Source organism: Ruegeria arenilitoris (assembly GCF_013035315.1).
Lineage (GTDB): Bacteria > Pseudomonadota > Alphaproteobacteria > Rhodobacterales > Rhodobacteraceae > Ruegeria > Ruegeria arenilitoris_D.
Window position 1 is genome coordinate 1 of the sequence record NZ_WQHP01000003.1, and the last position, 24910, is coordinate 24910.

A 24910-nucleotide genomic window follows, 5' to 3' on the forward strand; every position below is an offset into this window, starting at 1 on the left:
AAAAAGAAAGGGCAGGTCTTGCGACCTGCCCTACGCGATTGCACCGGATGGGAGGAACGGGTGCGCCTCGCGGCATTTACTTACTTGGCAGCAGCGGCTTTCTTGGCAGCTGCGGTCACGTCGTTGGTGGCTTTCTTGACGGCCGCGGTTGCGTCTTCGGCTGCGTCTTTGCCAGCTGCCATCAGCAGCTCAACGGTTTCGGTCTGAACCTTTTTCGCGATCTCAGCGAAGGCGGCCATGTTTTCTGCAGCAACCTCAGCCGATGCGCTGGCGAAATCGGTGGCCGCTTTGGCGTAGTCTGCAGGCTCAGCCTTGGCTTTCGACATCTCGCTCAGTTTGGCCAGGGTGTCCTTGGTCCATTTGTTCGAGATCTCGGCCGACTTTTCAGCCGCTTCCAGAGCAACACCCGACAGCTTTTCGTTCAGCGTCGCGGTCGACTTGAAGGCACCTTCCAGAGCGGTGGTGTCAACGGGGAACGCGCCCATCATGTCTTTCAGGGTCGCAGTGAAATCTTGCGTCTTTGCCATTTTACAAATCCTTTTGCCGAACCGGGCCCACCCCGGCTTTCCTCAGCGTAAGGACAATATGGATGCCGCAATGCAGCATTGCAAGGTTTTTTTTGCTGCAATGCAGCGAAAATCCAACTATGCGCTTAAAATCACTACCTACAGAGACGCCAGCATCACTCCGCAGCATAGTTTCGGGCCTTGGACATCTTACCAATCCCGGGATTGAATGAATTTGTTGGGTCGCAACATTTGTAATGCGCCGCCAAATCTGGCTTGGCCTTGTAGAGGTGTCCGACATTATGTTCGGCCGGGTATTCAGCCCCTCGCTCATCGAACAGCTTCAACATCGCGGCCTTCAGGGCCTTGGGGTCCGCCCCTTTGCGAACCACGTAATCCTGATGCATGACGTGGCACATGAAGTGACCGTAATAGAGTTTATGCACCAGTTGATCGCTGATCTCGGGCGGCAGGTTTTCCAGCCAATCGCGGTCATTGCGGCGCAAGGCAACGTCCAGCGCGATGATATCCTCGACCTCATTGGCGTGGATCGCCATGTAGCGGACGGCAGCCCCCGCAGCAGCAAAGCGGTGCAGACCTGCGATCTTGGCCTCGCGCGGCGTGCACTCAAAACATCCAGCATCGCGGCCTTCGAGAAAGCCGGGAAGCCAGGCGCGGATTTCATCGATGCCGTCATCCTTCATCTTCAGGATCAGGTGGTGCTCATAAGCATCGCGATATTCGACCATCCGCTTGGGCAACACCTGCGGCAGCAGTCCGACTGCCGTCTGCATGAACCGGTCGGTGAAATTGCGTAGGAACGGGATACGCCGCAAACGGGCGTCCACCGCCCCTTTCAGCGCGAAGAACATGGGCAACCTGTCCGTGCCCAGCTTGTCGATCATCCAGACCGTGTCCTTACCGTAGGTCTTGGTGATGTCGAACACATCGCGCTGCATATACTCGGCGGACACCGGCAGAGATGAGAAACTGGACAGGATGTGACGGCGCAGATCGGCCAGGTCATCGGGGCTGTTGGTGCCTATGTAAAAGACCTGCTCTGCCTCGTTCTTGGCGAATGTATCAAGCCGAACCGCAAACACGGCCATCTTCCCGGCAGAGCCTGCAGACTCGAACAGTTTAGCCTTGTCGGCATTGAACCGCGCCGGGGTTTCAGCATCCACGTCGCGCACGATCTGAGCGTAGTCGCTGGCCGAGGCGCGTTTGTTAGTGGCACCCGGATTACGCTCGAACGTACCGGCGTCGAGGTTGGACAGGATTTCTTCGGGCGTCTCGCCCAGATCGATGCCCAGATGGTTGACCAGTTCCAGCGCGCCGTCTTCAGAGACGCGGGCATAAACGGACAGTTCGGTGTAAACCGGACCGCGCTCCACGAGCGACCCGCCCGAGTTGTTGCACACGCCGCCTATGATCGACGCCCCGATGCACGACGAACCAATCACCGAATGCGCCTCTCGCCCCATCGGCTCCAGCAGTTTTTCCAGCGCGAACAGAGTGGCTCCGGGAAAACTGACGACCTGGTGACCGTCGTTCAACGGTACTAGGGTGTCCATGCGGCGGGTGTTGATCAGAACAACGTCGCGGTCATAGCGACCTGAAGGGGTGGACCCTTCGGTCAGGCCGGTGTTCGCCGCCTGCATGATGACGATCTTGTCGGCGGCGACGCAGGCCTGCAGCACTTTCCATTGCTCCAGCAAAGTGCCGGGTTGCACGACGCAGAGCGCCTCGCCCTCCCCCGACCTGAACCCGCGGCGGAACCGTTCGGTCGCGCGCGCGCCGGTCAGAACATGCCGAGACCCGACAATGGCGCGGAAGTCGGATATGAGGGTCTCGTTGCTCATGCCGCGTTCCGATGCGCCTCGCCCGGAGCCGCCAACGGATCGCGGAACCGCAGATTGGCGCGCGACAGTTGGTCGACCCGCGTGACGCCCATCAGCTTCATGTCGCGCTGGATCTCGGCACGCATCAGCCCCAACGCCCGTTCGACGCCCGGCTGACCGGCGGCAGCCAGCGGATACAGATAATGCCGCCCGACCCCAACCGCCTTGGCCCCCAGCGAAAGCGCTTTGAGCACATGGGTCCCGCGCTGGATGCCACTGTCCATCATCACGTCCACGCGGTCGCCGACGGCATCGACAATCTCGGCCAGTTGGTCGAAAGGCGTGCGTGAGCCGTCCAGCTGGCGACCGCCATGGTTCGACAGGATGATGCCCGTGCAGCCGATCTCAGCCGCGCGGCGAGCATCTTCGACGGTCATGATACCTTTGAGGCAGAACTGACCGTCCCATTCGCGCACCATTTCGGCGACGTCATCCCAATTCATCGAAGGGTCCAGCATTTCGGTGAAGTACCCACCAATCGAGCTGGCGCCGCCGCTCATGTCCACATGCTCATCCAGTTGCGGCAGGCGGAATTTCTCGTGGGTGACATAGTTGATCCCCCACATCGGTTTGATCGCGAATTGGATCATGCCGCCCAGCGTCAGCCGGAACGGGATCGAGAACCCGGTGCGCAGATCACGCTCGCGATTTCCGCCGGTGATGCTGTCGACTGTGAGCATCATCACCTCGACCCCGGCCTCTTTGGCGCGCTGCATCATGGCCGAGTTCAGCCCGCGGTCCTTGTGGAAGTAAAACTGATAGACCTGCGGGTTCTTGTGCTTTTGCCGCAGCTCCTCAAGCGAGACGGTGCCCAGCGACGACACACCAAACATGGTGCCGTATTTCTCGGCCGCCGCGGCGACCGCCCGCTCGCCCTGATGGTGGAACAGACGCTGCAAAGCGGTGGGCGAGCAATAGATCGGCATGTCCAGCTTTTGCCCCATCACGGTGACGGACATATCCACGTCTTTCACCCCGCGCAGGACCGAGGGCAGCAGATCGCAACGCTCGAACGCCCGAGTGTTTTCGCGATACGTCACCTCATCATCCGCGCCACCGTCGATATAGTTAAAGATCGGACCCGGCAGGCGGCGTTTGGCCAAGGTGCGGAAGTCCTGGAAGTTATGGCAGTCTTTCAGACGCATGGGTCTTCCTCCTTAATACGCGACGGATGGCAGCCACGTGGCAAGTGTGGGCCACAAGAACACCAGCGCCAGACCGGTCAGCTGCAGCAGCACAAAGGGGATGATGCCCTTGTAGATATGCGTCAGTTTAATCTCTGGCGGGCAGACGCCTTTGAGATAGAACAAGGCAAAGCCAACCGGCGGGGTCAAAAAGCTGGTTTGCAGAGTGACGGCGACCAGAATGACGAACCAGACCAGCGCGGGCTCATCCAGAACACCGTAACCGGGGATATCGATGCCCAACCCGTTCACGATCGGGCGCATCAGGGGCAGGACGATCAGCGTGATCTCGATCCAGTCCAGAACGAAGCCCAGCAGGAAGACGATGAACAGGATGAACAGGATGGTGCCATTGGCTCCGAACCCGGTGGACTGCACTACGTGCTCGATCAGTTCATCCCCGCCCAGTTCCCGCAGAACATACGAGAACACAGTCGCACCTAGGAAGATCGCGAAGATGTAGGCGGTGGTGTTGAAGGTCGATACCAGCACATTCCATAGCTTGGTCAGCGACAGCTTGCGGTAGCCCAGTGCCAGCACCGTTGCACCCAGCGCACCAATGCCTGAGGCTTCGGTTGGCGTTGTCAAACCGGCAAAGATCGAGCCCAGCACGGCAAGGATCAGCAACAGCGTCGGGATCACGGCGATCAGCACATCCTTGACGGCGGCCCAATCCGGGGCCTTGGCCCCTTCGGGCACCGGGGCAGCGTCACGTTTCACCAGCGCGAGGATGAAGATATAGGTCAGATACAGGCCACCGATGATGACACCGGGGAAGACGGCAGCCATGAACAGGTCCCCAACAGACAAAGCCATCTGGTCGGCCATGATCACCAGCATGATCGAGGGCGGGATCAGAATGCCCAGCGTCCCCGAGGCTGAAACCACACCCGCCGCCAGCGTCGGTTGGTATTTCTGCTGCATCATCGATGGCAGCGACAGGACGCCCAGCAGCACCACCGAGGCGCCGATGATACCGGTCGACGCGGCCAGAATGATCCCGATCAAGGTTACCGTGATCGCCAGACCGCCGCGCACGGTGCCGAACAGACGCTGCATCGAGGACATCAGACGCTCGGCCACACCGGATTCGTCCAGCATCAGGCCCATAAAGATGAACATCGGAAGGGCGACCAGAACCGCGTTAGACATGGTCGCGTAGACCCGGTTCACGACCGCTCCGAGGGTCAGGTAATCGAGCCCGGTGAACGTGCTCTCTAGCCCCGTCCAAAGCATCAGATCGTTGTCGAACAGATAAGCCAGACCGCAATAGGCAACACCCACACCGGCCAGAACCCAGGCCACCGGATAGCCGGTGAAAAGCAGCGCGATGAAGGTCAGGAACATCGCGATGACCAGCTTTTCCTCGGTCGTCTCAACCAGGAATGTCAGGCCGACACAGACAGCCGCGAACACAGCCAGCACCAACAAAACCCGACGCAGCGGCGCGCCTTCGCGTTCCGAGGCTGGTCCGTAAAGCAGCGCATGCCCATCGTGGATCAGGCGCGCCAGAGCAGCTAGCGCCAACAGGATGAAGCTGATCGGAATGACCGCTTTGAACGCCCAGCGCGCAGGCAGGCCTGTGGGGCTGTCCGAACGCTCGTTGACGCGGAAACTTTCGTAGAAATAGTCATACCCCTGATCGATCATCAGATAGATGAACGGGGTCAGCAGGGTCAGGATGCCGATCACTTCGATCACACGCTGCGCGCGGCGCGATAGCTGCATGTGCAAAACGTCGACGCGAACATGGCTGTCGGTGATCAAGGCATAGGAAATGCCGATCATCGTGACGAGGCCGTAGAAATGCCACTGGATCTCGTCCAGTTTTGGATAGTTCTGGCTGAACAGATAACGCAGCGAAACCTGACTGAAGATCGCGGCGATCAGAAGGACATTGGCCCACATCACCACATGCCCAACGGCCTTTACGCCCGTGTCTATGGCAACAGCGATCTTTTGGCGGTCGGTGTCAGGATGTTCCAGGATGCCTTCATAGGCTTCGACCGGATCATTGAGGTTGTTTTGCGTGACCATGGGAAATCCTCGCTCGGTTGACCGGCGCGGACGCGGTCAGGGGACTGAAGGTTCAAATCCTGAGAATATCCGGGGCGCGGACGGGTCCGACGCCCCGGAAACGTCAGTCAATCAGTTACTGACGGGGGAGGAACGCGTTGGTTTTCCAAAGGCTGTACCCTTCGCGGAACTGGTTCATGTCGGTCAGAACCTTGTTGAAGAAGGCATCATTGGCAGCCTCTTCAGCAGCGACCTCTTCCCAGGTTGCGCGGAAGGTATCCAGCATCTCGGGCGACCACTGCTTGATGGTGACACCATTGTTTTCAACGTTGTCGATCAGGGCCGCGTGCTGAATGGCTTCGCCTTCGGCAAAGCTGTCGGCCATCGAGGCCTTACAGGCGTTTTCGATGATCGCTTTGTGCTGCTCGCTGGTTTCGTTCCATACGTCTTTGTTGATCATCAGTTCGAACACAGTCGCCTGCTGGTGCCAGCCGGGGAAGTAGTTGAACTTGACCAGCTTGTGGAAGCCAAGACGCGCGTCGATGGCAGGCATCGAGAATTCGGTCGCGTCGATGGCACCTTTTTCCAGCGCAGGGAAAATCTCACCACCGGGCAGCAGAGAGGTTGCGACACCCAGTTTCTGCATCACTTTGCCGCCTAGGCCGAAGAAGCGCATTTTCAGGCCGTTCAGGTCTTCGGGCGTGTTGATCTCGGATGCGAACCAGCCCGAGGTTTCAGGGGCGATCACGGCACAGGGGATCACGTGGACGTTGTAGCCCGCCTGATCGTACATCTCTTGGTACAGCGACATGCCATTGCCGTAATACAGCCAAGCCATGTACTCGCCCGCCTCGGGACCGAACGGAACGGCTGAGAACAGCGGAGCAGCAGGGATTTTACCCGCCCAATACCCAGCGGTGGTGTAGCCCGAGTTGATCTTGCCGGTGGATACAGCATCCAGAATCTCGAACGGCGGAACCAGTTTGCCCGGCTCATAAACCTTCATCTTCAGCGTGCCGCCGGACATCAGGTCCAGCTGTTCGGCAACGCGCGGGATCGGCGAGCCAAGGCCCGGCAACTCAGTCGAGAACGCAATTGGCGTTTTCAGCAGCAGCTTGTCTTTGGCCACGGCAGGGGCGGCCATCAGGCTGGCGGCAACGGCAAGGCTCGTCAGGGTCTTTTTCATGAATTCTCCTCCAGGGTCGGTCGAACACAACGTCCGAACATCTCGTGACGCGAAATCACATGCGCCTTGGTGGTAAATAAAGTTTACCAGATGAGTCAGTCAACAACTTTGTTTACCACTGGCACGAAACGCAGATGGCCGAAAATTGGGCGCCTCGTTAACATCGTGAAAGCACCGACAGCACAGCGCGGCGCAATTATTTTGTCACATTTCTTTTATTTTCAGCGCATTGACGCGCCGCTCGCGAAAAAGGCGCATTTGAACCACACTATTGATTGGAAACCATTCAAAGGTTAGTTTTGTTTACCAAGAGATGTCTGCAACCTGAACTCGAAGGGCCAGCCACGATGAACACGACAGCGATTTTCGAACCAATCGGGCACGAATCACTCTCGGACGCAGTGGTCGCCCAAATCGAAGACCTGATTGCGTCAGGGATACTGAAACAGGGACGCAAGCTGCCGTCCGAGCGTGACCTGGCCGAAACCCTGCGTGTGTCGCGCCCAAAGCTCCGCGAAGCACTGGCCGTTCTGGAACAACGCGGCCTGGTCACCACTCAACATGGTGAGGGCACCTTTGTCGCTGCTTTGACAGGCAGTGCCATGCTCCCTGCCCTGTTGGCCCTTTATGAACGTCATGAGCCTGCGTTTTTTGATTACCTAGAATACCGGCGCGAACAAGAAGGGTTTGCCGCCAAGCTTGCCGCGCGCCGCGCGACCCGCGCCGACAAGGAACGGATCACCGAAATTCTGGCCGAAGATGAACGCGCGTGGCGAGAAAAGGATCAGTTGGCATCACGTGAGGCCGACTTTGCTCTGCATGCCGCAATCGTAGATGCCAGCCAGAATGCGACGCTGATTCACATGATGGCCTCGATCTACGAACTCACGCGGCAGGGCGTTTTCTACAACCGAGATTTCCTGAAGACCATCGACGGAACCGGAAAGCTGCTGATGGAGCAGCACCGCGAACTTGGGTTGGCCGTGATCGAAGGCAACGAAGAGCGCGCTGTCAAAGCCGCCCACGACCATATCGATTTTGTCGAGGAGTCCTTTAAGCTGGGCATTGAAAGACGCCGCCGTGAGGCCATGGCCGAAAAGCGTCGCCTTCTGTCCGATCCCAAACCCACATCCCAGTCGTGATGGCACGGGGCTGACGAAGGCTGGCTTTATTTCCCGACAATCTTGATTGTGTAGTCCCGTCGTGCGGAAGGCGGTGGCGGCTGAAACGGTGCGGCAGCGCGGACCTGAGCCAACGCGACCTGATCCAGCCGTTTTGATCCCGAGCTGCGTGCGATGTCGAGGCTGAGCAACGCACCGTTGTCTCCGATCCGAAAACGCACCATCGCCGCGCCGCGAATATTGACGGTTTTGCGCCGGGCGCGCGCAATCTTGCGCTTTACGTGACCCGCATAGTTGCTGGCTTCGGCATTGCCTTGCGCGGCCGAGGCCGAAGCGGTCTTTCGTGCCGTGGCAGCGCCCTTTTGTTTGGTTCCGGATGCATTGCCCTTTCGCGCGGTCTTGTCTGAATTGCCCGCCCGCGACGCGATCTGAGCTTGCGGCTTTGGTGTTGGCTCTGGCCGCTGCGCCTTTGGAGTCTGCGCAACCGTTGTCGGCTGAGAAACAGCGTTGGCAGCTTTGATTGGCGCGGCCTGAGCATGCTCGACAGGACGCACCGCCACTTGCTGTGGGGTCGGCGTCACCGCTTGCTGGCGCACAGTAACCGGGGCTGAGGCTGTTGACCCGGTCACATAATCCCGAAACGCCTCGCCCAGCGCGGCGGCCTCTCCTGCGCCGCCGCCTTCGATCTGAACCGGTTCTGTAGCTGAGAAATCATGCAGCGCCAGAACATGCGTGCTTGCCGCCAAGGCCAGGGCCCCCAAGGCCACAACGCGCGAAGTGGGTATCATTGCACGCCCCTTTCTGTGACCACATAGACCTTTTTCGCCCCCAACGCGCGCAGAGCATCGCTGACCTCTTTCAACTTGACGGCAGGCAGGGCGCGGTCTGGAACAAGGCGCACGTCGTCCAGCGGAAGGTTGATCGAGGCGCGCTCGACATAAGCCTCCACTCCAGTCAGCTCGGCACCGCGGTACTCCAACGTCGCATCGGCACGGATGACCAACGCATCCGGTGGCTCGCGCCCTTCAAGTTCGCTGGTTTCCACCAACTTCACCGACTTGCTCAGCGGTGGTGCCAACGTGCCCGCGATCATGAAGAAGATTAGCATCAGAAAGACCACATTGATCAGGGCGATCGTTGGCTCTCGGCCCTGTTTTGCTTTGGGCTTTAGCTGGATCATCCGATCACCTGCGCACGCAATTGGTTGATGCCTTTCAGAACCGCCAGCAAGTCGATCAGGTTCTGTGAGGTCGCGTTCGGACCAAGACTGATCAGCGCGGTCTGTGGCTTGTCCTCCTCCAGCCGCGCCGCGACGTCGGCCAGTGGCATGGGCTTACCATCCACCAGAATGCGCTCGGCTTCGAGCTTGAGAAAACGGATCGTCCGGTCCTGTTCCCCGCCTCCGGCAGCGGCGGTCGCGAACTCGATTTCGCCAAACTTGGAGAATGTCGATGTCAGCATGAAGAACAGAAGCAGCAAAAAGATAACGTCGATCAGGGACGTCATCGACAGGCGTCTGCGCCGTTTTCGCCGCAGATCAAGTGCCATGCGCCAGGGCCATTCCCGGGGCGGGCTCTACGGCATCCTGCGCGTGACCCGGGGCAAAAACAGTTCTGAGCGCCCGGTTGGCAAAGCTGCGTTCACGGTTCATCCGGGCTTCGAACCACGTCAGAACCATTGAGGTCGGCATCGCCACGGCAAGCCCGGCAGCCGTTGTCAAAAGCGCAACCCAAATCCCACCGGCCAGCAGCGAAGGATCGACCGAGTTGCCTGCCCCTTGTAAGGTCTGAAACGCCTCGATCATCCCCAGAACGGTGCCAAACAACCCCAGCAAAGGCGCAAGCTGGGCTACCATGTCCAGCACATTGAACCCCTGTTCAAGCTTCGCAAATCGCGCCTCGGCCTCGGCATCCACGCGCTCGGACAGGGTGCGGCCTTCACCGGACAGGGCCATCACAATCACCGGGGCCAAGTAGCTGCGGCTTTTGTTCAGATGGGTGCGCGTTTCAGCCAGGTCCTTGCGGTCCCAGGCCTGAATGGCCCGCGACAGCTCGATATGGCGGCCAACGCCAGCCGCTCGAAACTGCCAAAGCTTGTAGAGAACCAACGACAATGTGGCGACCGAAGTCAGGATCAAAATGGCGACAACCGGCCCGCCAAGTTCAAGGATTTCCGTTATTTTTTTAACACTTGCATCCATGACTTCACCCAATCACTTCGATCTTCACTCGGCTGTTTAGCGTCAGACCCGCCTCACAAGCATCCGCCATGTCCGCTTGGGTCGCACATTCCTGAACACCGTTGATCAGAATGCGGCTGATCTGCTTGCAGGCCATGTCGTTGAACTGAAACTGCCGCACGCGCGGCTTGCCCGCTGGCAACGAGGCAAAATCCAGCAAGGTCAGCAGAGCGACCTGCCCATCGGCACCGAACAGCACCGTCTCGTACACCGCGCTGTCGATGTTCGTTTCATAGGCATTTTCCGCCAGAAAGCTGAGCATACAGCTCTGGCCATTGTCCTGAACGCTGCTGAGTTCGATGGATACCCCGCCAGACGCTTTGATGTCTTCGGCTCTGGCCAGCCCCGCCCCCAAAATCAGGGGCAGGGCCAGCAGGACCACCCGTGCAGAGCTGTGAACGTTGGTTTGCATGACTGGTCCTTTCGTGTGGCTCAGAAGGTTTTCGCCAAGGTCAGCTTGAAGTTCCGGCCCGGAGAGTTGCGGGTCGAAAGGTTCGGCAGGTAGTTCTTGTCAAAGATGTTCTCGACACCTGCGCGAACCTCGAAGCCCTGGAACACGCCCTCTTGCGGCAGGTACGTCGCCCGCAGGGTGTTCACGCCATACCCCGCCACCGGATCGCCGCTGGAATCGGTGCCGGATTTGGCGCCAAACAGTTCCCAACTGACATCCAGCGTTTCACCAAAGCGCTTACCGACCGTCACGCGGGCCGAGTCCGTCGGCTCGTTCCGCCAACGGCTCTCGGCACCGGTCGAGCTGGTTTCGGTTCCCTTGACGATGTTCGCGTTGAAATCGACATAGTATCCCGCCGCGCTGGCGTAGGACGCCTCGATTTCCACACCTTTGGTTTCAACTTCCGATAGCGGGCGCGAGGGGCGACCCGAGCTATAAGACGTGATGTCCCATAGATCCGTCTTGTAGAAGTTGACCTTGGCGCGAACCACGTCACCGGATGCAAAGATATCTCCGCGGTTGTACGAGAAACCCGCCTCCCAGGTGCGTGACTTTTCGGGCTGGGTCATGAATACCGGCGTGCCCAGATCGTCGATGATCGGCAGGCTTTCCGTGTATGCCCCGCTGCCAAAGACCGCAAAACCGCTGGAGAATTCGTACCGTGCGGACAGGCCACCCATCAGAGCGTCATTGTCATAGCTGGTGTTCCGCGGCGCAGGCGCATCGCCGTCGCCTTTGATGTCCTGCGTTTCGTACCGAACAGCCGGCGTAACCGTCAGGCCATCCGTAACCTGAATGTCATCCACGACGAACACGGCGACGCGGCGATCCGTTCCGCCGGGTGCAGAGGGTGCATTCAGGCGTTTGCGATTGATGTATTCAACGCCCGCGCGCAGGTCATGCGAGGCGATGCCGGTCTGGAAATATGAGGTGTTTTTGACCGTCAGCTTGGTCGTTTCATATCTGTGGCTTGCATCAGCCAGTCCGCGAATACTTGGGAAAAACGGCGATCGCTCGAGGCTGGACGAGCCCGGCACGTACGAGCTGTCGATCTTCTGTTCCGAATAGCTGAGGTTCACGTCCAGATCGATCAGGTCATTGCCTGCTGGGCGGTATTGATATCGCAGAACACCGATTTTCGTTTCGATATCTCGGTCCACATTACCAAACGAATCCGATGTAGTGCCGAACGAGTCGTAAGGCACATCGCGCTCTTCCGACGTGGATTGGTTGTAGGACGCGGTGATCGAGTGTTCGAGGTCGTCACCAAACCTATATTTCCCCTTGGCCAGCAGCGACGGCAGCGTAAACGCGCTGTTGCCTATCGTGTCGCCGTTTCCGTCCTTCTGGTCGTCCTGATCCCGGTAAGTGTAGTTGAACAGGAACTCGGTCTGGCGGTTGGGCTGCCACGCCAGGATCGACGAGGACGCAAAGCCGCTGCCGTTGGAGTACCCTTCCAGCGTCTGGCGGAAGCGGAAGCCCGGCTCACCGCCGGTAAAGTCCGACGCATCCTTGGTTTCCAGCTGAACAACACCGCCGACAACGCCCGACCCGTATTCGAACGACCCTACGGTGCCGCGGATGACCGAAACGCTTTTGTAAAGCTGCGGGTCAGTGAACAACTGGTTCCCGATCCGGTACAACTCTTCCGCGCCTGTCGTCGCGCCGTCGACAAGGATCAGTACTTTCTGGTCCGTGCCAAAGGTGCCGTTGGCCCCAAAGCCGCGGATGTTGATGCCCGAGCCTTGCGGGGTCGAGCCGTTGACCAGCGTCACACCCGGCACCGTGTCGATCAGTTCGGCCACCGTGTTGGCCTGACGGTCATTGATTTCTTCCTGATCGATATTGGTCACGGGTACGGCGGTGTCGGTCTGGATTTCCCGCTTGCTTTCCCCCAGCTCTAACGTGCCGAGAAAGCCGTCTTCCTGTTCCTGCGCTGAAGCGCCTGCCGCAATCATGCTGAGGCATGACACAGTGCCCAACAGCCCCATCTTTTGAATTCGCGTACGCATTTCTGTCCCTTCGAAACGTTAAGAGGACCGGAAATGCTTGCTCCGTGCTGGCTATGGTCAGTCTTTTTGATTTTTGGAATCGCCATTTTTTGGCGACTTGTGCTCGTTAATAAAGCTGACTAAAACAGTCAACATAATTTCTAGGTCGTTGAATCGACCTTCGCCAGCAGCTCTCCGCGCTTACCGGTGACCATGCCAGCATGACACTCATGACAATCAAAGATGGAAAAACCCATGACGGAACAGGTGCTTCTGGCCCCGGATCAAATTCGCGCAGCCTATGCTGATAACACCGGAAAACGTGACCGCGATCTGGCGGAGTCTCTTGGAATAACCGAAGGTCAGCTTGTTGCAGCCTTCACTGGAATCGACGCAACAAAGCTTTCGAACAGCCTTGATGACCTCTTCCCGATGCTAAACGGGTTGGGTGAGGTCATGGCGCTGACGCGTAACCCCTCTTGCGTGATCGAAAAGGTCGGGCAGTACGACAACTACCATTCCGGCGCGCATGCCTCGATGGTTCTGACCGAAGAAATCGACCTGCGTATGTTTCCCGGCCACTGGGTGCATACCTTTGCGGTCGAGCGAAAGACAGAAAACGGAACCAAGCGGTCCCTTCAGATCTTTGATGCGGCGGGTGATGCGGTACACAAGATCTTTCTGCGCGAAGGATCCGACCTGACCCACTGGACCAAGCTGGTCCGAACGTTGGCAGACAAGGATCAATCTCAGGTGTTAAACGTTGAGCCGCGCAAACCTGCTGAAGCCGCCAAGGCGAACCCGGACAAGGCCGACGCCCTACGCACCGAATGGGCCAAGATGACGGACACGCACCAATTTCTGCGCCTGACATCCAAGCTGAAGATGAACCGCCTGGGCGCATATCGCGTCGCAGGGGAACCGCTGGCCCGGGCACTTGAGCCCAGTGTGATTTCACAGATGTTCGAGCAGGTGCGCGATCAGGCGCTTGACGTCATGGTCTTCGTCGGCAATCGCGGGTGCATCGAAATCCACGGCGGACCGGTACAGATGCTCAAACAGATGGGACCGTGGTTCAATGTACTCGATCCGCGTTTCAACCTGCATCTGCGCTCGGATCATATTGCCGAGGTCTGGGCGGTGACCAAACCCACACAACGCGGCCCCGCGGTCTCGGTCGAGGCGTTCGACGCCGGAGGCGGGCTGATCTTTCAGATATTCGGTCGCCGTTCGGGCGAGACGGATCATCGCCCGGCATGGGACAAGTTAGTGGCTGGCCTGCAATCGCTTAAAGCAGCCGAGGTCGCGTGATGCAGGCAATTCGCAGAATCTCATCCGTTGTCGCATTGGTTGCGGCGGCTTTGGGAACGTCGGCTTTCGCTTCTGACGACTCCAAACCCAAACGCATCATCGCCATCGGCAGCTCTGTGACGGAAATCGTCTTCGCGTTGGGCCAGCAAGACCGACTTGTGGGTCGCGATCAGACGTCGACTTACCCCCCGGCCGTGCTTGATCTGCCGGACGTGGGATACATGCGGGCGCTGTCCCCCGAAGGCGTTCTGTCGTTATCGCCCGACCTCATCCTTGCCTTGGAAGGCGCAGGCCCACCCGAAGCCGTTGCCGTGCTGAAAGAGGCGGGCGTCCCCTTTGTGACGGTCGCTGAAGACTACAGCCGCGACGGAGTGGTCCAGAAAATCCGTGCCGTTGGTGCGGCGTTGGGGGTCGAAGACGCCGCCGAGGCATTGGCCACGAAGACCGGCGCGCAAATCGACGGCGCTCATGCAGCGGCAGTCGATTCGGCCGAAACTGCTCGGGTTCTGTTCATCCTGTCCGCGCAGGACAACCGCATCATGGTCGGCGGAGCGGACACACAAGCCGACAGCATCATTCGCCTAGCAGGTGGCGTGAACGCAGCCGGTTCCGTATCGGGCTTCAAACCGATGACGCCCGAAGCGATTGCCTCGACCGCGCCAGACGTGATCCTGATGATGGATCGACAAGGCAATCACGCCACCGCCAATGAGGAACTGTTCGCCCTGCCCGCCATCCAATTGACCCCCGCCGGTCAGAACAAAAAGCTCATACGAATGCCCGGCGCGTACCTTTTGGGCTTTGGTCCCCGCACCGCCGAAGCGATCGCTGAACTGGCGTCCGAGCTTCAAAGGCTGGGGGGCTCATGACCCTTGCCATGGATCACGACGGGCTGACCCTACCCGCCCGCGATCGTCGGACGACGGCGCGCCGGGTCACGTTGGCCCTGCTCCTTCTGCTGGGTCTCACCAGTATCCTCAGCATTTCCGTCGGCGCGTCCGAGGCCTCGGTTCGTGCGGCGATTGCCGATTTGGTAAACGGGCGCGAGATGTCGGACCTTGATCGGATTGTCCTGTGGGATATCCGCCTTCCCCGGTTGACGATGGGCGTTTTGGTTGGCGCTGCGCTGGCTGTGTCGGGCGTTGTCATGCAGGGTCTCTTTCGCAACCCGCTGGCCGACCCCGGCATCGTAGGCGTCAGTGCAGGTGCGGGGCTTGGAGCGATCTCAGCCATCATCCTCGGGGCGTATCTGCCTGCCGTGATCCTGGCCTGGATCGGAAACGGGCTGGTTGCAGTTGCGGCCTTTCTAGGAGGGTGGACCTCAGTCCTGTTGCTTTACCGAGTTTCCACACGGCGCGGGCAAACATCTGTCGCGACCATGCTGCTGGCCGGGATCGCGTTGGGGGCCTTGTCAGGCGCAGTATCCGGGGTTCTGGTCTATGTGGCCGACGACCAACAACTGCGTGACCTGACCTTTTGGGGCATGGGCTCTTTGGCCGGCGCGACCTGGACCAAAGTGATCACCGCCGCACCCATCATCCTGATCTCGGTGTTTGTGGCGCAGTTCCTTGCCCGTGCTCTGAACGGAATGGCCATGGGCGAAGCGGTGGCGCATCACATGGGTATCCCGGTGCAGCGCAGCAAGAACATCGCCATTCTGGCAGTCGCAGCCGCGACCGGCGCGGCGGTCGCCGTGTCCGGCGGCATTGGTTTTATCGGCATCGTCGTGCCGCATCTGTTGCGATTGGCGACAGGGCCGGACCATCATCGCCTGCTCATGAACTCGGCCCTGCTGGGGGCCAGCTTGCTGCTGTGCGCCGATATGATCAGCCGTTTGATCGTTGCCCCCGCTGAACTGCCGATTGGCATCGTAACCGCAATACTCGGCGCGCCGGTGTTCCTGTGGATCCTGCTGCGGCGTCATGGAACAATGGGGATGTAACGGATGAAGGCGAGAAACATACGCGTCAAACTGGGCCGAAAGGATATCCTGCATGGCGTGGATTTCGACGCCGAGCCCGGAAAGGTTACGGCGATCATCGGGCCCAATGGATCAGGAAAGTCCACCCTGCTCAAAGCCTTATCCGGTGATATTCATGTATCCGGGCAGGTATACCTGAACGGTTTAGACATCTCTGACTTGAAACCCTGGCAATTGGCAGCAATGCGGGGCGTGCTGCCGCAAGCATCAACGGTGGCCTTCCCATTTACGGTGATGGAGATCGTCAGGCTGGGTCTGGCGAACGGGTTGGCGGCGGGGGATGACAGCCTGCCATCAAAGGCACTGGCCCATGTCGACCTTGCCGGGTTCGGAGACCGATCCTATCAGAACCTCTCAGGCGGTGAGCAGCAGCGAGTTCAACTGGCCCGCGTGCTGACGCAAGTCTGGGAGGCGACCTATAACGATCAACCAAGGTGGTTGCTTCTGGATGAGCCCGTGGCCAGCCTGGACATCGCGCACCAATTCACCGTGCTGGGCGTTGCCCGAGAATTTGCTGCCAACAGCGGCGGCGTCGTGGTGGTGATGCATGACCTGAACCTGACAGCAATGTTCGCCGATCAGGTCTATGTGATGTCAGATGGCGCGGTTTGGGGTTCGGGCACGCCCGCGAACATCCTGAACGACCAGACCATGCTACAGGTTTATGGCATCAACCTGCCCATCAGCACCTTGCCAACGTCGCAGGTTCCCTTCGTCCTGCCACAGGCCATGCAATAACCGTGCGGATCACACGCCGTAGCGGCTGAGGATCATCTCAACACTGTTCTCGATCGTGGCCGTCATCTCGGCCTCGGTCAGAACACTGCCCGTAAAGATCATCGGCCAAAAGGCTTTGGCCTTGATCAAACCGATAAACTCCTGTCCCGCACTTTCCGGATCGTCGATACGCAGCTGACCATCTTCTGCTGCGTCCTTCAGCATCTGAATGAAGATCGCCGTCTTGTCGAGTTTGCCCTGGGCAGCCGCAGCAAGAACGGGATTGCGCAAGGTTTCGCTGATCACCATGCGAGCCATCGCCATGACCTCGGGCAGCATCAGAATGCGCCCTTCGGCCCAAGCCAGATCGGTGAGTTGCGCGCGAATGTCACGACCTTTTTCGTAACGGATATCCCGCACACTGGCGAACCGATCAGAAAGCTCTATCACGATAGAACGAAACAGGTTTTCCTTGCTTTCGAAATACTTATATAGGGTCCGCTTGGACACTTCGGCACGCGCCGAGATACGATCCATGCTTGCGTCGGCGAACCCCTTTTCCTGGAATTCAGCCACGGCCGCCTCAATGATCTGGGCGCGCTTGGACGCATTCGGTGTTGTGCATTCGTTCATATCCAAAGCTATAGACCCATTGACAGATTGAGGTCAAACACTACGTAAACTCACCAGTTTACACCGGCAATTTTCTCGCCTAGTGTAAACCCGCCAGTTTACCGACTCAGGTAACCAGCCCAACACGGAGAGTCCCCTCATGGCATTGACTTTGAAATTGAACGGCGAAACCCACACGGTGGACGCCGAACCCGGCACGCCCCTCCTCTGGGTGATCCGGGATGAACTCAAGCTGACTGGAACGAAATTCGGATGCGGTGTCGCATCTTGCGGTGCCTGCACTGTGCACCTGAATGGCGAGCCTGTGCGCTCGTGCCAGACTTACATCGAAGACGTCGAAGACGCCGAGATCACCACAATCGAAGCCGTCGGCGACAAAAAGATCGGCGCTGCCGTCCAGCAGGCCTGGGTCGAACTGGACGTCGTCCAGTGCGGCTATTGCCAGTCGGGTCAGGTGATGTCGGCCGTGGGTCTGCTATCCGAGAACCCCAAGCCCAGCGTCGAAGAGATTGACGATTACATGGCTGGCAACGCCTGCCGTTGCGCCACCTATCAACGCATCCGCGCCGGTATCCAGCGCGCATCTGAAATTCTGGAGGCCTGATCCATGACCATCAACACCTCCCGCCGTGGATTTCTGAAAGGCGCTGCAGCTGCCGGTGCCGTACTGCTGGTCGGTGCCCGCCCTGACGGCGCACTTGCTGCTGCATCGACCGAAAGCGCTCAGCTGAACCCGTTCGTGCGGATCGATGCCGACGGTACAGTGACCGCGATCGTCAAGCACTTCGAGATGGGTCAGGGTCCTTCAACCGGCCTGCCGACCATCATCGCCGAAGAGATCGGCCTGCGTATGGACCAGATCGAGTACGATTTTGCGCCGTCCAACCCGCAGGTTTATGCGAACTTCGCTTTTGGGACGGCCCAGGGCACCGGTGGTTCGACCGCGATTGCCAACTCCTGGATGCAGTACCGTCAGGCAGGTGCCGCCGCGCGCGAAATGCTGATCGCCGCTGCTGCGCAAGCCTGGGGCGTGGATGCGTCCGGCATCACTATCGAAGAAGGCATTGTCAAGGCGGGCGACAAGTCGGCACCTCTGGCCGAGTTCGTGGCCGCTGCAGCGCAGTTGGAAGCTCCGGCGGAACCCAAACTGAAAGATCCGTCGGAATTTGTTCTGATCGGGAACGAGTCGGTTCGCCGCAAAGACTCACCCATCAAGACCAATGGTCAGGCCATCTACGGCATGGACCTGCACCTGCCGAACCAGATGGTGGCGATGGTCAAACGGCCCGAAGCCCGTGGCGCAACAGTGACCGGCTTTGATGACAGCGCCTCGAAAGAGGTCAAAGGCTTCATCAACGCTGCCACCCTGCCCAATCAGGCCGGCGTGGCAGTTTATGCCGAAAACACCTGGGCCGCGATACAGGCGCGCGACGCGCTTGAGGTCGAATGGGAGGTATCCGCTGCAGAAACCCGGAACTCGGATGACATCGAGGCCGAGATTCGCACCGCGCTGGGCGCGGAGCCTCAGTACAACGTGAACAAGGCAGACATGTCCGCGGTGGCCGCAGCGGTCGACGGGGCGGATACGGTGCTGGAGGAGACGTTCTACTTCCCCCTGCTTGCCCACGCCCCGATGGAGCCGATGAACTGCACCATCGAACAGACCGCTGAAGGTGGCATCCTGCTGCATGACGCTGCTCAGATCCCGACCATTACGCATTTCGCGCTAGCCGAGATCTTCCAACTGCCGCCCGAAAAGATCGAGATCAAGACCCTGCTGGCCGGTGGCTCGTTCGGTCGCCGTGCAACCCCGGATGCGGATTACCAGGTCGAGGCCGCGCTGGCCTTTGCCCTGACCGACCGGTCTCGCCCGGTCAAACTGGTCTGGACGCGCGAAGATGACATCCGCAGCGGTTACTATCGCCCGGCTTTCGGCCACAAAGTGCGCGTCGGTCTGGACGCTCAGGGCAATATCGTTGGATGGCAGCACCAGGTTGCTGGTCAGTCGATCATGAAGGGAACCCCGTTCGAGTCGGTGCTGGTTCATGACGGCGTGGACCACAGCTCGGTCGAAGGTATCGCTGACAGCCCTTATGCCATCCCTGGCATGTCGCTGGGCCTGACCGACACCCCCAAGGCGACGACCCTGTTGTGGTGGCGCTCGGTTGGTCACACCCACACCGCCTATGTCATGGAAACCATGATGGACAAAGCCGCCGAGGCCGCTGGCCGCGATCCGGTCGAGTTCCGTATGGCCCATCTGACCGACGCTTCCAACGCGGATCAGGCGCGCAAGGCGGGTGTGCTGAAACTGGCGATGGAAAAGGCCGATTGGGGCAATGTTCCCACCGGTCGCGCACAGGGCGTTGCAGTGCACAAGTCCTTTGGTTCCTATGTCGCCGAAGTGGTTGAGGTCTCGGGCAATGTCGATGACGGCATCAAGATCGAAAAGGTCACCTGTGCCGTCGATTGCGGTATCGCCGTGAACCCGGATGTGATCCGGGCGCAGATCGAAGGCGGGGTGGGTTATGGAATCGGGCATGTGATGCGCGACCAGATCACCCTGACCAGCGGTGCCGTGGATCAGTTCAACTTCCCGGATTACGAGCCCCTGCGCATTGGCGATATCGCGGCGATTGACGTCCATATCGTTCCGTCCGCAGAAGCTCCGACCGGCGTAGGTGAACCGGGCACGCCCCCGTCGGCCCCTGCCCTGGCGAACGCGATCCGGGCCCTGTCGGGCGTCAAGGTCACGACACTGCCGATGGCCGAAAACGGCGTCAGCTTCGTCTAAACATCACAGCCCGCGCCTGTCCTGACCGATAGGCGCGGGTTTTTACTTGTCGAATTAAATTTGATCAAATTTCGTGACAACCGGCCACGGCTCCAGTACACCTCGGGGAACCAGAGGAATGGAGTCACCGATGGACCTGAGCAGCCTGCACAGTTTTCGCGTCGCCGCCTGTGACCTGAATGGTCAGATGCGCGGCAAGCGCGTGCCGCCCTCTTATGCGGAAAAACTGGACAAAGGGGCGGTGCGCATGCCGTTTTCGGCCCTGAATGTCGACCTTTGGGGTGCGGACATCGATGGCAGCCCGCTTGTATTCGAGTCAGGCGACGCCGATGGCGTTCTGTTGCCGACCGATCGCGGTCCGGTTCCTGTGCCCTGGCTGGCCACAGACACCGCTTTGGTTCCGATGAGCCTGTATGACGACGCGGGCAACCCGTTTGCTGGCGACCCGCGACATGCCTTGGCTGCGGTCCTTGAACGTTATGCTCAGCGCGGATGGTCCGTGATTGCCGCGACCGAGCTGGAATTCACCCTGCTCGACAGTTCTGGTGGGCAACCGCGGCCGCCGATCAACCCGGTGACCCAGCGACGGCTGGCGGATGAGGCTGTTCTGTCCATGGCAGAGATGGACGCGTTCGACACCTTCTTCACCGAGCTTTACGACGGCTGTGCCGCGATGAGCATTCCTGCCCAAACGGCGATCTCGGAAAGCGGTATTGGCCAGTTCGAAATCAACCTGAACCATCAGGAGGCCATGCGCTGTGCTGATGATACTTGGCTTTTCAAGGCGTTGACCCGTGGCCTTGCCCGCAAACACGGTTTCACTGCGACCTTCATGGCCAAGCCTTATGCCGATGATGCGGGTAACGGAATGCATGTGCATTTCTCGGTGGTCGATCAACACGGACAGAACGTGTTCGACGATGGAGGGGCCGAAGGCACCGATCTGCTGCGCTGGGCCATAGCGGGATGCCTGACGGCGATGCCCGGCAGTACGCTTGTCTTTGCACCGCACGGAAACTCTTATACCCGTCTCGTCCCAGGCGCGCACGCCCCGACGGGGGCCAGTTGGGCTTATGAAAACCGCACTGCGGCGCTGCGTGTTCCCGGTGGAGCCCCCGCCGCGCGCCGCATCGAACACCGCGTCGCCGGTGGGGACATCAACCCCTATATGATGCTGGCCGCCGTCCTAGGTGCCGCCCTGAACGGTATCGAAGATCAGTCGACCCCGCCCGCCCCGATCTCTGGCAACGCTTATGACATTGAGGGGCTTCCGCAATTGGCACCTGACTGGCCTGCGGCCATCGCTGCGTTCGAAACCGACCCAAGCGTTGCGCGCATCTTTCCCGCTGACCTGATCCGGTACTTTGCCATGACCAAGCGACAGGAAATCAGGCGGTTTGCGGAACGCCCGCCCGAAGATCATTGGCTGAGTTACATCGAAGCCGTCTGACCCCTCTTGCCCGCCCGTAGCCTCTGGGCTAGAGTAAATTTGATCAAATTTGGTGACCTATGAAAATTGGCATCCTCCTGACCGGCCATCCTCCTGACGAGTTGCAGGGACAATTCAGCGAATATGACGCGATGTTTGCCGCGCTGTTGGATGGTAACGGCTTTACCTACGAAACCTTTGCAGTTGTGGATGGCCAGTTCCCGCACGACGCTGATCAGGCCGATGGCTGGATCATCACCGGCTCGCGCCATGGTGCCTACGAAGATCATCCGTGGATACCGCCGCTCGAGGACCTGATCCGCGCTATTCACGGCAGTGGCACCCCGCTGATCGGCGTGTGTTTTGGTCACCAAATCATCGCCCAAGCCCTTGGCGGCAAGGTTGAAAAGTTCACAGGCGGCTGGTCTGTCGGGCGCACCGACTATGACTTTGGTGGCCAGACCGTGACGTTGAACGCCTGGCATCAGGATCAGGTGGTCGCCCTGCCCGAAGGCGCGAAGGTGACCGGTACCAACGCCTTTTGCCGCAACGCGATGGTCAGCTATGGCGACAACATCTGGACCGTGCAGGCCCACCCGGAGTATGGCGACGCATTCATTCAGGGCCTGATGGAAACGCGCGGCAAGGGCGTTGTTCCCGACGATCTGATGACTGCCGCCGCCAACCGACTGCCCAGCGCCGATGACAACGCGAAAATCGGACAGTTCATGGCAGATTTTCTGAAGAAAGAGAGGGCCTGATGGCCGACTGGACCGAACAGCTGCCCGAAGCAGCACGCGCTTATTTTGCAGGCCAACGACTGGATGAGGTCGAATGCATCATCTCGGACCTGCCCGGCATCGCACGCGGCAAGGCCGTGCCTGCCAGCAAATTCGCCAAGCAGGATTACTTTCACCTGCCTGACAGCATTTTTTATCAGACCATCACCGGCGATTGGGGTGAGGCCGCAGGCGAGGACGGGTTCATCGAACGCGACATGATCCTGAAACCCGATTTCTCGACGGCATCTGCCGCGCCGTGGACCGGGGACTGGACCTTACAAGTCATCCATGACGCCTATGATCGGGACAACAACCCGATCCCCTTCAGCCCGCGCAACGTGCTGAAACGCGTGGTCGAGATGTATCACGGCAAGGGCTGGAAACCGGTTGTCGCGCCGGAGATGGAGTTCTTTCTGGTCGCGCCCAACGTTGACCCCGCCCACGGGATCAAACCGATGATGGGCCGCTCGGGTCGCCCCGCGGCTGCCCGACAGGCGTATTCGATGACTGCGGTGGACGAGTTCGGCCCGGTGATCGACGACATCTACGACTTTGCAGAGCATCAGGGGTTTGAGATCGACGGCATCACGCAAGAAGGCGGTGCCGGCCAATTGGAAATCAACCTGCGCCACGGTGATCCGGTCAAACTGGCTGACGAGGTGTTCTATTTCAAACGCCTGATCCGCGAGGCCGCGCTGCGCCATAACTGCTTTGCCACCTTTATGGCCAAACCGATCGAGGATGAGCCCGGCTCGGCCATGCACATCCACCATTCGATCATTGATCTCGAGACGGGCCAGAACATCTTCTCCGGTCCGCAAGGCGGCGAGACGGACGCGTTCTATCACTTTATCGCGGGGCTGCAGAACCACCTGCCGGCCGGTCTTGCCGTGATGGCGCCCTATGTGAACTCTTACCGTCGTTATGTGAAAGATCACGCGGCACCGATCAATCTGGAATGGGCGCGCGACAATCGCACCACGGGCATCCGAGTGCCCCTGTCCGGCCCCGAGGCCCGCCGCGTCGAAAACCGCATCGCGGGCATGGATTGCAACCCCTATCTGGGGATCGCCCTGTCGCTGGCCTGTGGCTATCTGGGCCTGACCCAACAGGAACGCCCGCGCCGCCAATTCTATGGCGATGCTTACGAGGGCGAAGGCGACATCCCACAGGTCATGGGCAGCGCGCTGGACCTGTTCGATGGAGCAACTGCACTGCACGAGGTTCTGGGACCCGAATTCGCCCGCGTCTACAGCATCGTAAAACGCGCCGAGTATGAGGAATTCCTGCAGGTCATCTCTCCGTGGGAGCGTGAGCATCTTCTGATGAACGTCTGAGGCGCGCAATGAATCTGCTTTATGCCAATGACCGCAAGGCCGAATACCCGGCCAGCTGGTATGCTGCGACGGCCAACCCGATCGACCGTTTTCCTGCACTCTCAGGTGATGTGAAGGCTGATGTCTGTGTTGTGGGCGGCGGCTATACCGGTCTGTCCGCGGCCCTGCATCTGGCAGAAGCCGGGTTCGACGTTGTGCTGCTTGAGGCGCATCGCGTGGGATTTGGCGCATCCGGTCGCAACGGCGGGCAGCTGGGCAGCGCGCAGCGGATGGATCAGGAAGACCTGGAACGTCTGGTTGGCGATGAAGATGCCGCCAAGCTTTGGGATTTGGCCGAAGACGCCAAGGACCTAGTCAAATCCCTGATCGCCAAACACCAAATCGATTGTGACCTGAAACCGGGCGTTGCCGTTCTGGGCCTCAGCGCGGGCGAGCAGCAAGAGTTGCATGAGCACGCGGCGCATCTGTCTGACCGCTACGGCTATGACCAGATGGAGATCTTGGACGAAGGCGCGGGCCACGCGCTGTGCCCCTCGCCCACCTATCGCGGCGGCTATCTGGATATGGGCGCGGCCCACCTGCACCCGCTGAACTATGCTTTGGGTTTGGCGCAGGCTGCAGCCAAGGCCGGCGTCCGCATTTTTGAAGGCACCGAGGTTTTGGGGGTAGAAGACGCCTCCCCCGCGGTGGTTCGCACCTCGCAAGGCAATGTGACCGCCGACCATATCATTATGGCCTGCAACGGCTATCTGGGTGATCTGAACCGAAGTGTTGCCGCGAAGGTCATGCCGATCAACAACTTCATCGCCGCGACCGAGCCCCTGGGGACTGAAGCCGCTCGCGTACTGACCCGCGATGTCGCCGTGGCCGACACCAAGTTCGTGGTGAACTATTTCCGCCTTAGCGCCGATGGACGGCTGCTGTTTGGCGGCGGCGAAAGCTACGGCTACCGTTTTCCTGCCGACATCGCCACGAAGGTGCGCAAGCCTATGACCGAGATCTTCCCGCATCTGCGCGACGTAAAGATCGACTATGCATGGGGCGGCACACTGGCCATCACCATGCGCCGGATGCCCTATCTTGCGCGGGTTGCGCCCAACATCCTGTCGGCCTCGGGCTATTCCGGCCACGGCGTCGGGACGGCGACCCATGCGGGTCAATTGATGGCACTGGCCATTCAGGGGCAAGCCGAAGGGTTCGACACCATGGCTCGCGTCCCTGCCCTGCCATTCCCCGGCGGAGCAGCCTTGCGCAGCCCCCTTCTGGTGCTGGCGATGACCTGGTTTGCGTTGCGTGACCGGCTGGGTCTTTGACCCAATCTGAATTTACGA

23 protein-coding genes are annotated in these 24910 nt (G+C 59.6%); 11 read left to right on the top strand and 12 right to left on the bottom strand.

Features of this window, described 5'->3' with window-relative positions; genetic code table 11:
* Window positions 1–80: 80 nt before the first annotated feature.
* From GOV53_RS07330 to GOV53_RS07350, 5 genes are all read right to left on the bottom strand, one after another.
* A complete protein-coding gene (locus tag GOV53_RS07330; RefSeq protein WP_170426456.1) occupies window positions 81–527 on the bottom strand; it encodes a phasin family protein in 447 nt (148 codons plus the stop codon).
* A 155-nt stretch (window positions 528–682) separates the two neighbouring features.
* Window positions 683–2368 (bottom strand): D-lactate dehydrogenase, encoded by a 1686-nt coding sequence (dld, locus tag GOV53_RS07335; protein ID WP_170465088.1) that lies wholly within the window; start codon window positions 2366–2368, stop codon window positions 683–685.
* Window positions 2365–3552 (bottom strand): alpha-hydroxy acid oxidase, encoded by a 1188-nt coding sequence (locus GOV53_RS07340; RefSeq protein ID WP_170465091.1) that lies wholly within the window; start codon window positions 3550–3552, stop codon window positions 2365–2367. The genes dld and GOV53_RS07340 overlap by 4 nt, the downstream gene beginning before the upstream one ends.
* 12 nt (window positions 3553–3564) lie before the next feature.
* Entirely contained in the window at window positions 3565–5628 is a 2064-nt protein-coding gene (locus GOV53_RS07345; protein ID WP_170465093.1) for a TRAP transporter large permease subunit, read from the bottom strand.
* A 115-nt stretch (window positions 5629–5743) separates the two neighbouring features.
* A complete protein-coding gene (locus GOV53_RS07350; protein ID WP_170465095.1) occupies window positions 5744–6793 on the bottom strand; it encodes a TRAP transporter substrate-binding protein in 1050 nt (349 codons plus the stop codon).
* A 347-nt stretch (window positions 6794–7140) separates the two neighbouring features.
* Here GOV53_RS07350 and GOV53_RS07355 point away from each other — a divergent pair, with 347 nt between their 5' ends.
* Complete coding sequence (locus GOV53_RS07355) at window positions 7141–7935, top strand: FadR/GntR family transcriptional regulator (RefSeq protein WP_170426461.1); 795 nt, start codon at window positions 7141–7143, stop codon at window positions 7933–7935.
* A gap of 26 nt (window positions 7936–7961) precedes the next feature.
* Here the strand turns inward: GOV53_RS07355 and GOV53_RS07360 are convergent, their stop codons facing one another.
* Genes GOV53_RS07360 through GOV53_RS07385 form a run of 6 tightly spaced genes read right to left on the bottom strand, consistent with a single transcriptional unit; the run spans window position 7962 to window position 12616 of the window.
* On the bottom strand, window positions 7962–8702 hold the full coding sequence (locus GOV53_RS07360) for a TonB family protein (protein ID WP_170465097.1): 741 nt from the start codon (window positions 8700–8702) through the stop codon (window positions 7962–7964).
* The gene (locus GOV53_RS07365) at window positions 8699–9094 is read right to left on the bottom strand and encodes an ExbD/TolR family protein (RefSeq protein ID WP_170465099.1); all 396 of its coding nucleotides are present in this window, start codon (window positions 9092–9094) and stop codon (window positions 8699–8701) included. Before GOV53_RS07365 ends, GOV53_RS07360 begins: the two co-directional genes overlap by 4 nt.
* The gene (locus GOV53_RS07370; protein ID WP_170465102.1) at window positions 9091–9462 is read right to left on the bottom strand and encodes a biopolymer transporter ExbD; all 372 of its coding nucleotides are present in this window, start codon (window positions 9460–9462) and stop codon (window positions 9091–9093) included. The genes GOV53_RS07365 and GOV53_RS07370 overlap by 4 nt, the downstream gene beginning before the upstream one ends.
* Window positions 9452–10114, bottom strand: coding sequence for a MotA/TolQ/ExbB proton channel family protein (locus GOV53_RS07375; protein ID WP_170465104.1), 663 nt, complete (start codon window positions 10112–10114; stop codon window positions 9452–9454). The genes GOV53_RS07370 and GOV53_RS07375 overlap by 11 nt, the downstream gene beginning before the upstream one ends.
* A gap of 4 nt (window positions 10115–10118) precedes the next feature.
* Window positions 10119–10565, bottom strand: coding sequence for a hypothetical protein (locus tag GOV53_RS07380; RefSeq protein WP_254439223.1), 447 nt, complete (start codon window positions 10563–10565; stop codon window positions 10119–10121).
* Between the two features lie 20 nt (window positions 10566–10585).
* Window positions 10586–12616, bottom strand: coding sequence for a TonB-dependent receptor domain-containing protein (locus GOV53_RS07385; protein WP_170465106.1), 2031 nt, complete (start codon window positions 12614–12616; stop codon window positions 10586–10588).
* Between the two features lie 234 nt (window positions 12617–12850).
* Between GOV53_RS07385 and GOV53_RS07390 the strand changes: the two genes are divergently transcribed.
* The 4 genes from GOV53_RS07390 to GOV53_RS07405 are packed head-to-tail and all read left to right on the top strand — an operon-like array spanning window position 12851 to window position 16625.
* Complete coding sequence (locus GOV53_RS07390) at window positions 12851–13906, top strand: hemin-degrading factor (RefSeq protein WP_170465108.1); 1056 nt, start codon at window positions 12851–12853, stop codon at window positions 13904–13906.
* A complete protein-coding gene (locus tag GOV53_RS07395) occupies window positions 13906–14775 on the top strand; it encodes a heme/hemin ABC transporter substrate-binding protein (RefSeq protein ID WP_170465110.1) in 870 nt (289 codons plus the stop codon). The genes GOV53_RS07390 and GOV53_RS07395 overlap by 1 nt, the downstream gene beginning before the upstream one ends.
* A complete protein-coding gene (locus GOV53_RS07400; RefSeq protein ID WP_254439224.1) occupies window positions 14772–15848 on the top strand; it encodes a FecCD family ABC transporter permease in 1077 nt (358 codons plus the stop codon). The genes GOV53_RS07395 and GOV53_RS07400 overlap by 4 nt, the downstream gene beginning before the upstream one ends.
* A gap of 3 nt (window positions 15849–15851) precedes the next feature.
* A complete protein-coding gene (locus GOV53_RS07405; protein WP_170465112.1) occupies window positions 15852–16625 on the top strand; it encodes a heme ABC transporter ATP-binding protein in 774 nt (257 codons plus the stop codon).
* A gap of 9 nt (window positions 16626–16634) precedes the next feature.
* On the opposite strand, the gene GOV53_RS07410 is transcribed toward GOV53_RS07405, so the two are convergent.
* Complete coding sequence (locus tag GOV53_RS07410) at window positions 16635–17237, bottom strand: TetR/AcrR family transcriptional regulator (protein ID WP_170426471.1); 603 nt, start codon at window positions 17235–17237, stop codon at window positions 16635–16637.
* Window positions 17238–17376: 139 nt separating this feature from the next.
* Between GOV53_RS07410 and GOV53_RS07415 the strand changes: the two genes are divergently transcribed.
* From GOV53_RS07415 to GOV53_RS07440, 6 genes are all read left to right on the top strand, one after another.
* Window positions 17377–17841 (top strand): (2Fe-2S)-binding protein, encoded by a 465-nt coding sequence (locus tag GOV53_RS07415; RefSeq protein WP_170465114.1) that lies wholly within the window; start codon window positions 17377–17379, stop codon window positions 17839–17841.
* Window positions 17842–17844: 3 nt separating this feature from the next.
* Window positions 17845–20031, top strand: coding sequence for a xanthine dehydrogenase family protein molybdopterin-binding subunit (locus GOV53_RS07420; protein ID WP_170465116.1), 2187 nt, complete (start codon window positions 17845–17847; stop codon window positions 20029–20031).
* 130 nt (window positions 20032–20161) lie between these two features.
* Window positions 20162–21481, top strand: coding sequence for a glutamine synthetase family protein (locus GOV53_RS07425; RefSeq protein WP_170465117.1), 1320 nt, complete (start codon window positions 20162–20164; stop codon window positions 21479–21481).
* A 59-nt stretch (window positions 21482–21540) separates the two neighbouring features.
* Window positions 21541–22221 carry a type 1 glutamine amidotransferase gene (locus GOV53_RS07430; protein WP_170465119.1) on the top strand — a complete coding sequence of 227 codons (681 nt, stop codon included), beginning with the start codon at window positions 21541–21543 and terminating at the stop codon, window positions 22219–22221.
* Window positions 22221–23579, top strand: coding sequence for a glutamine synthetase family protein (locus tag GOV53_RS07435; protein ID WP_170465121.1), 1359 nt, complete (start codon window positions 22221–22223; stop codon window positions 23577–23579). Before GOV53_RS07430 ends, GOV53_RS07435 begins: the two co-directional genes overlap by 1 nt.
* 8 nt (window positions 23580–23587) lie before the next feature.
* Complete coding sequence (locus GOV53_RS07440) at window positions 23588–24892, top strand: NAD(P)/FAD-dependent oxidoreductase (protein ID WP_170465123.1); 1305 nt, start codon at window positions 23588–23590, stop codon at window positions 24890–24892.
* Window positions 24893–24910 lie beyond the last annotated feature (18 nt).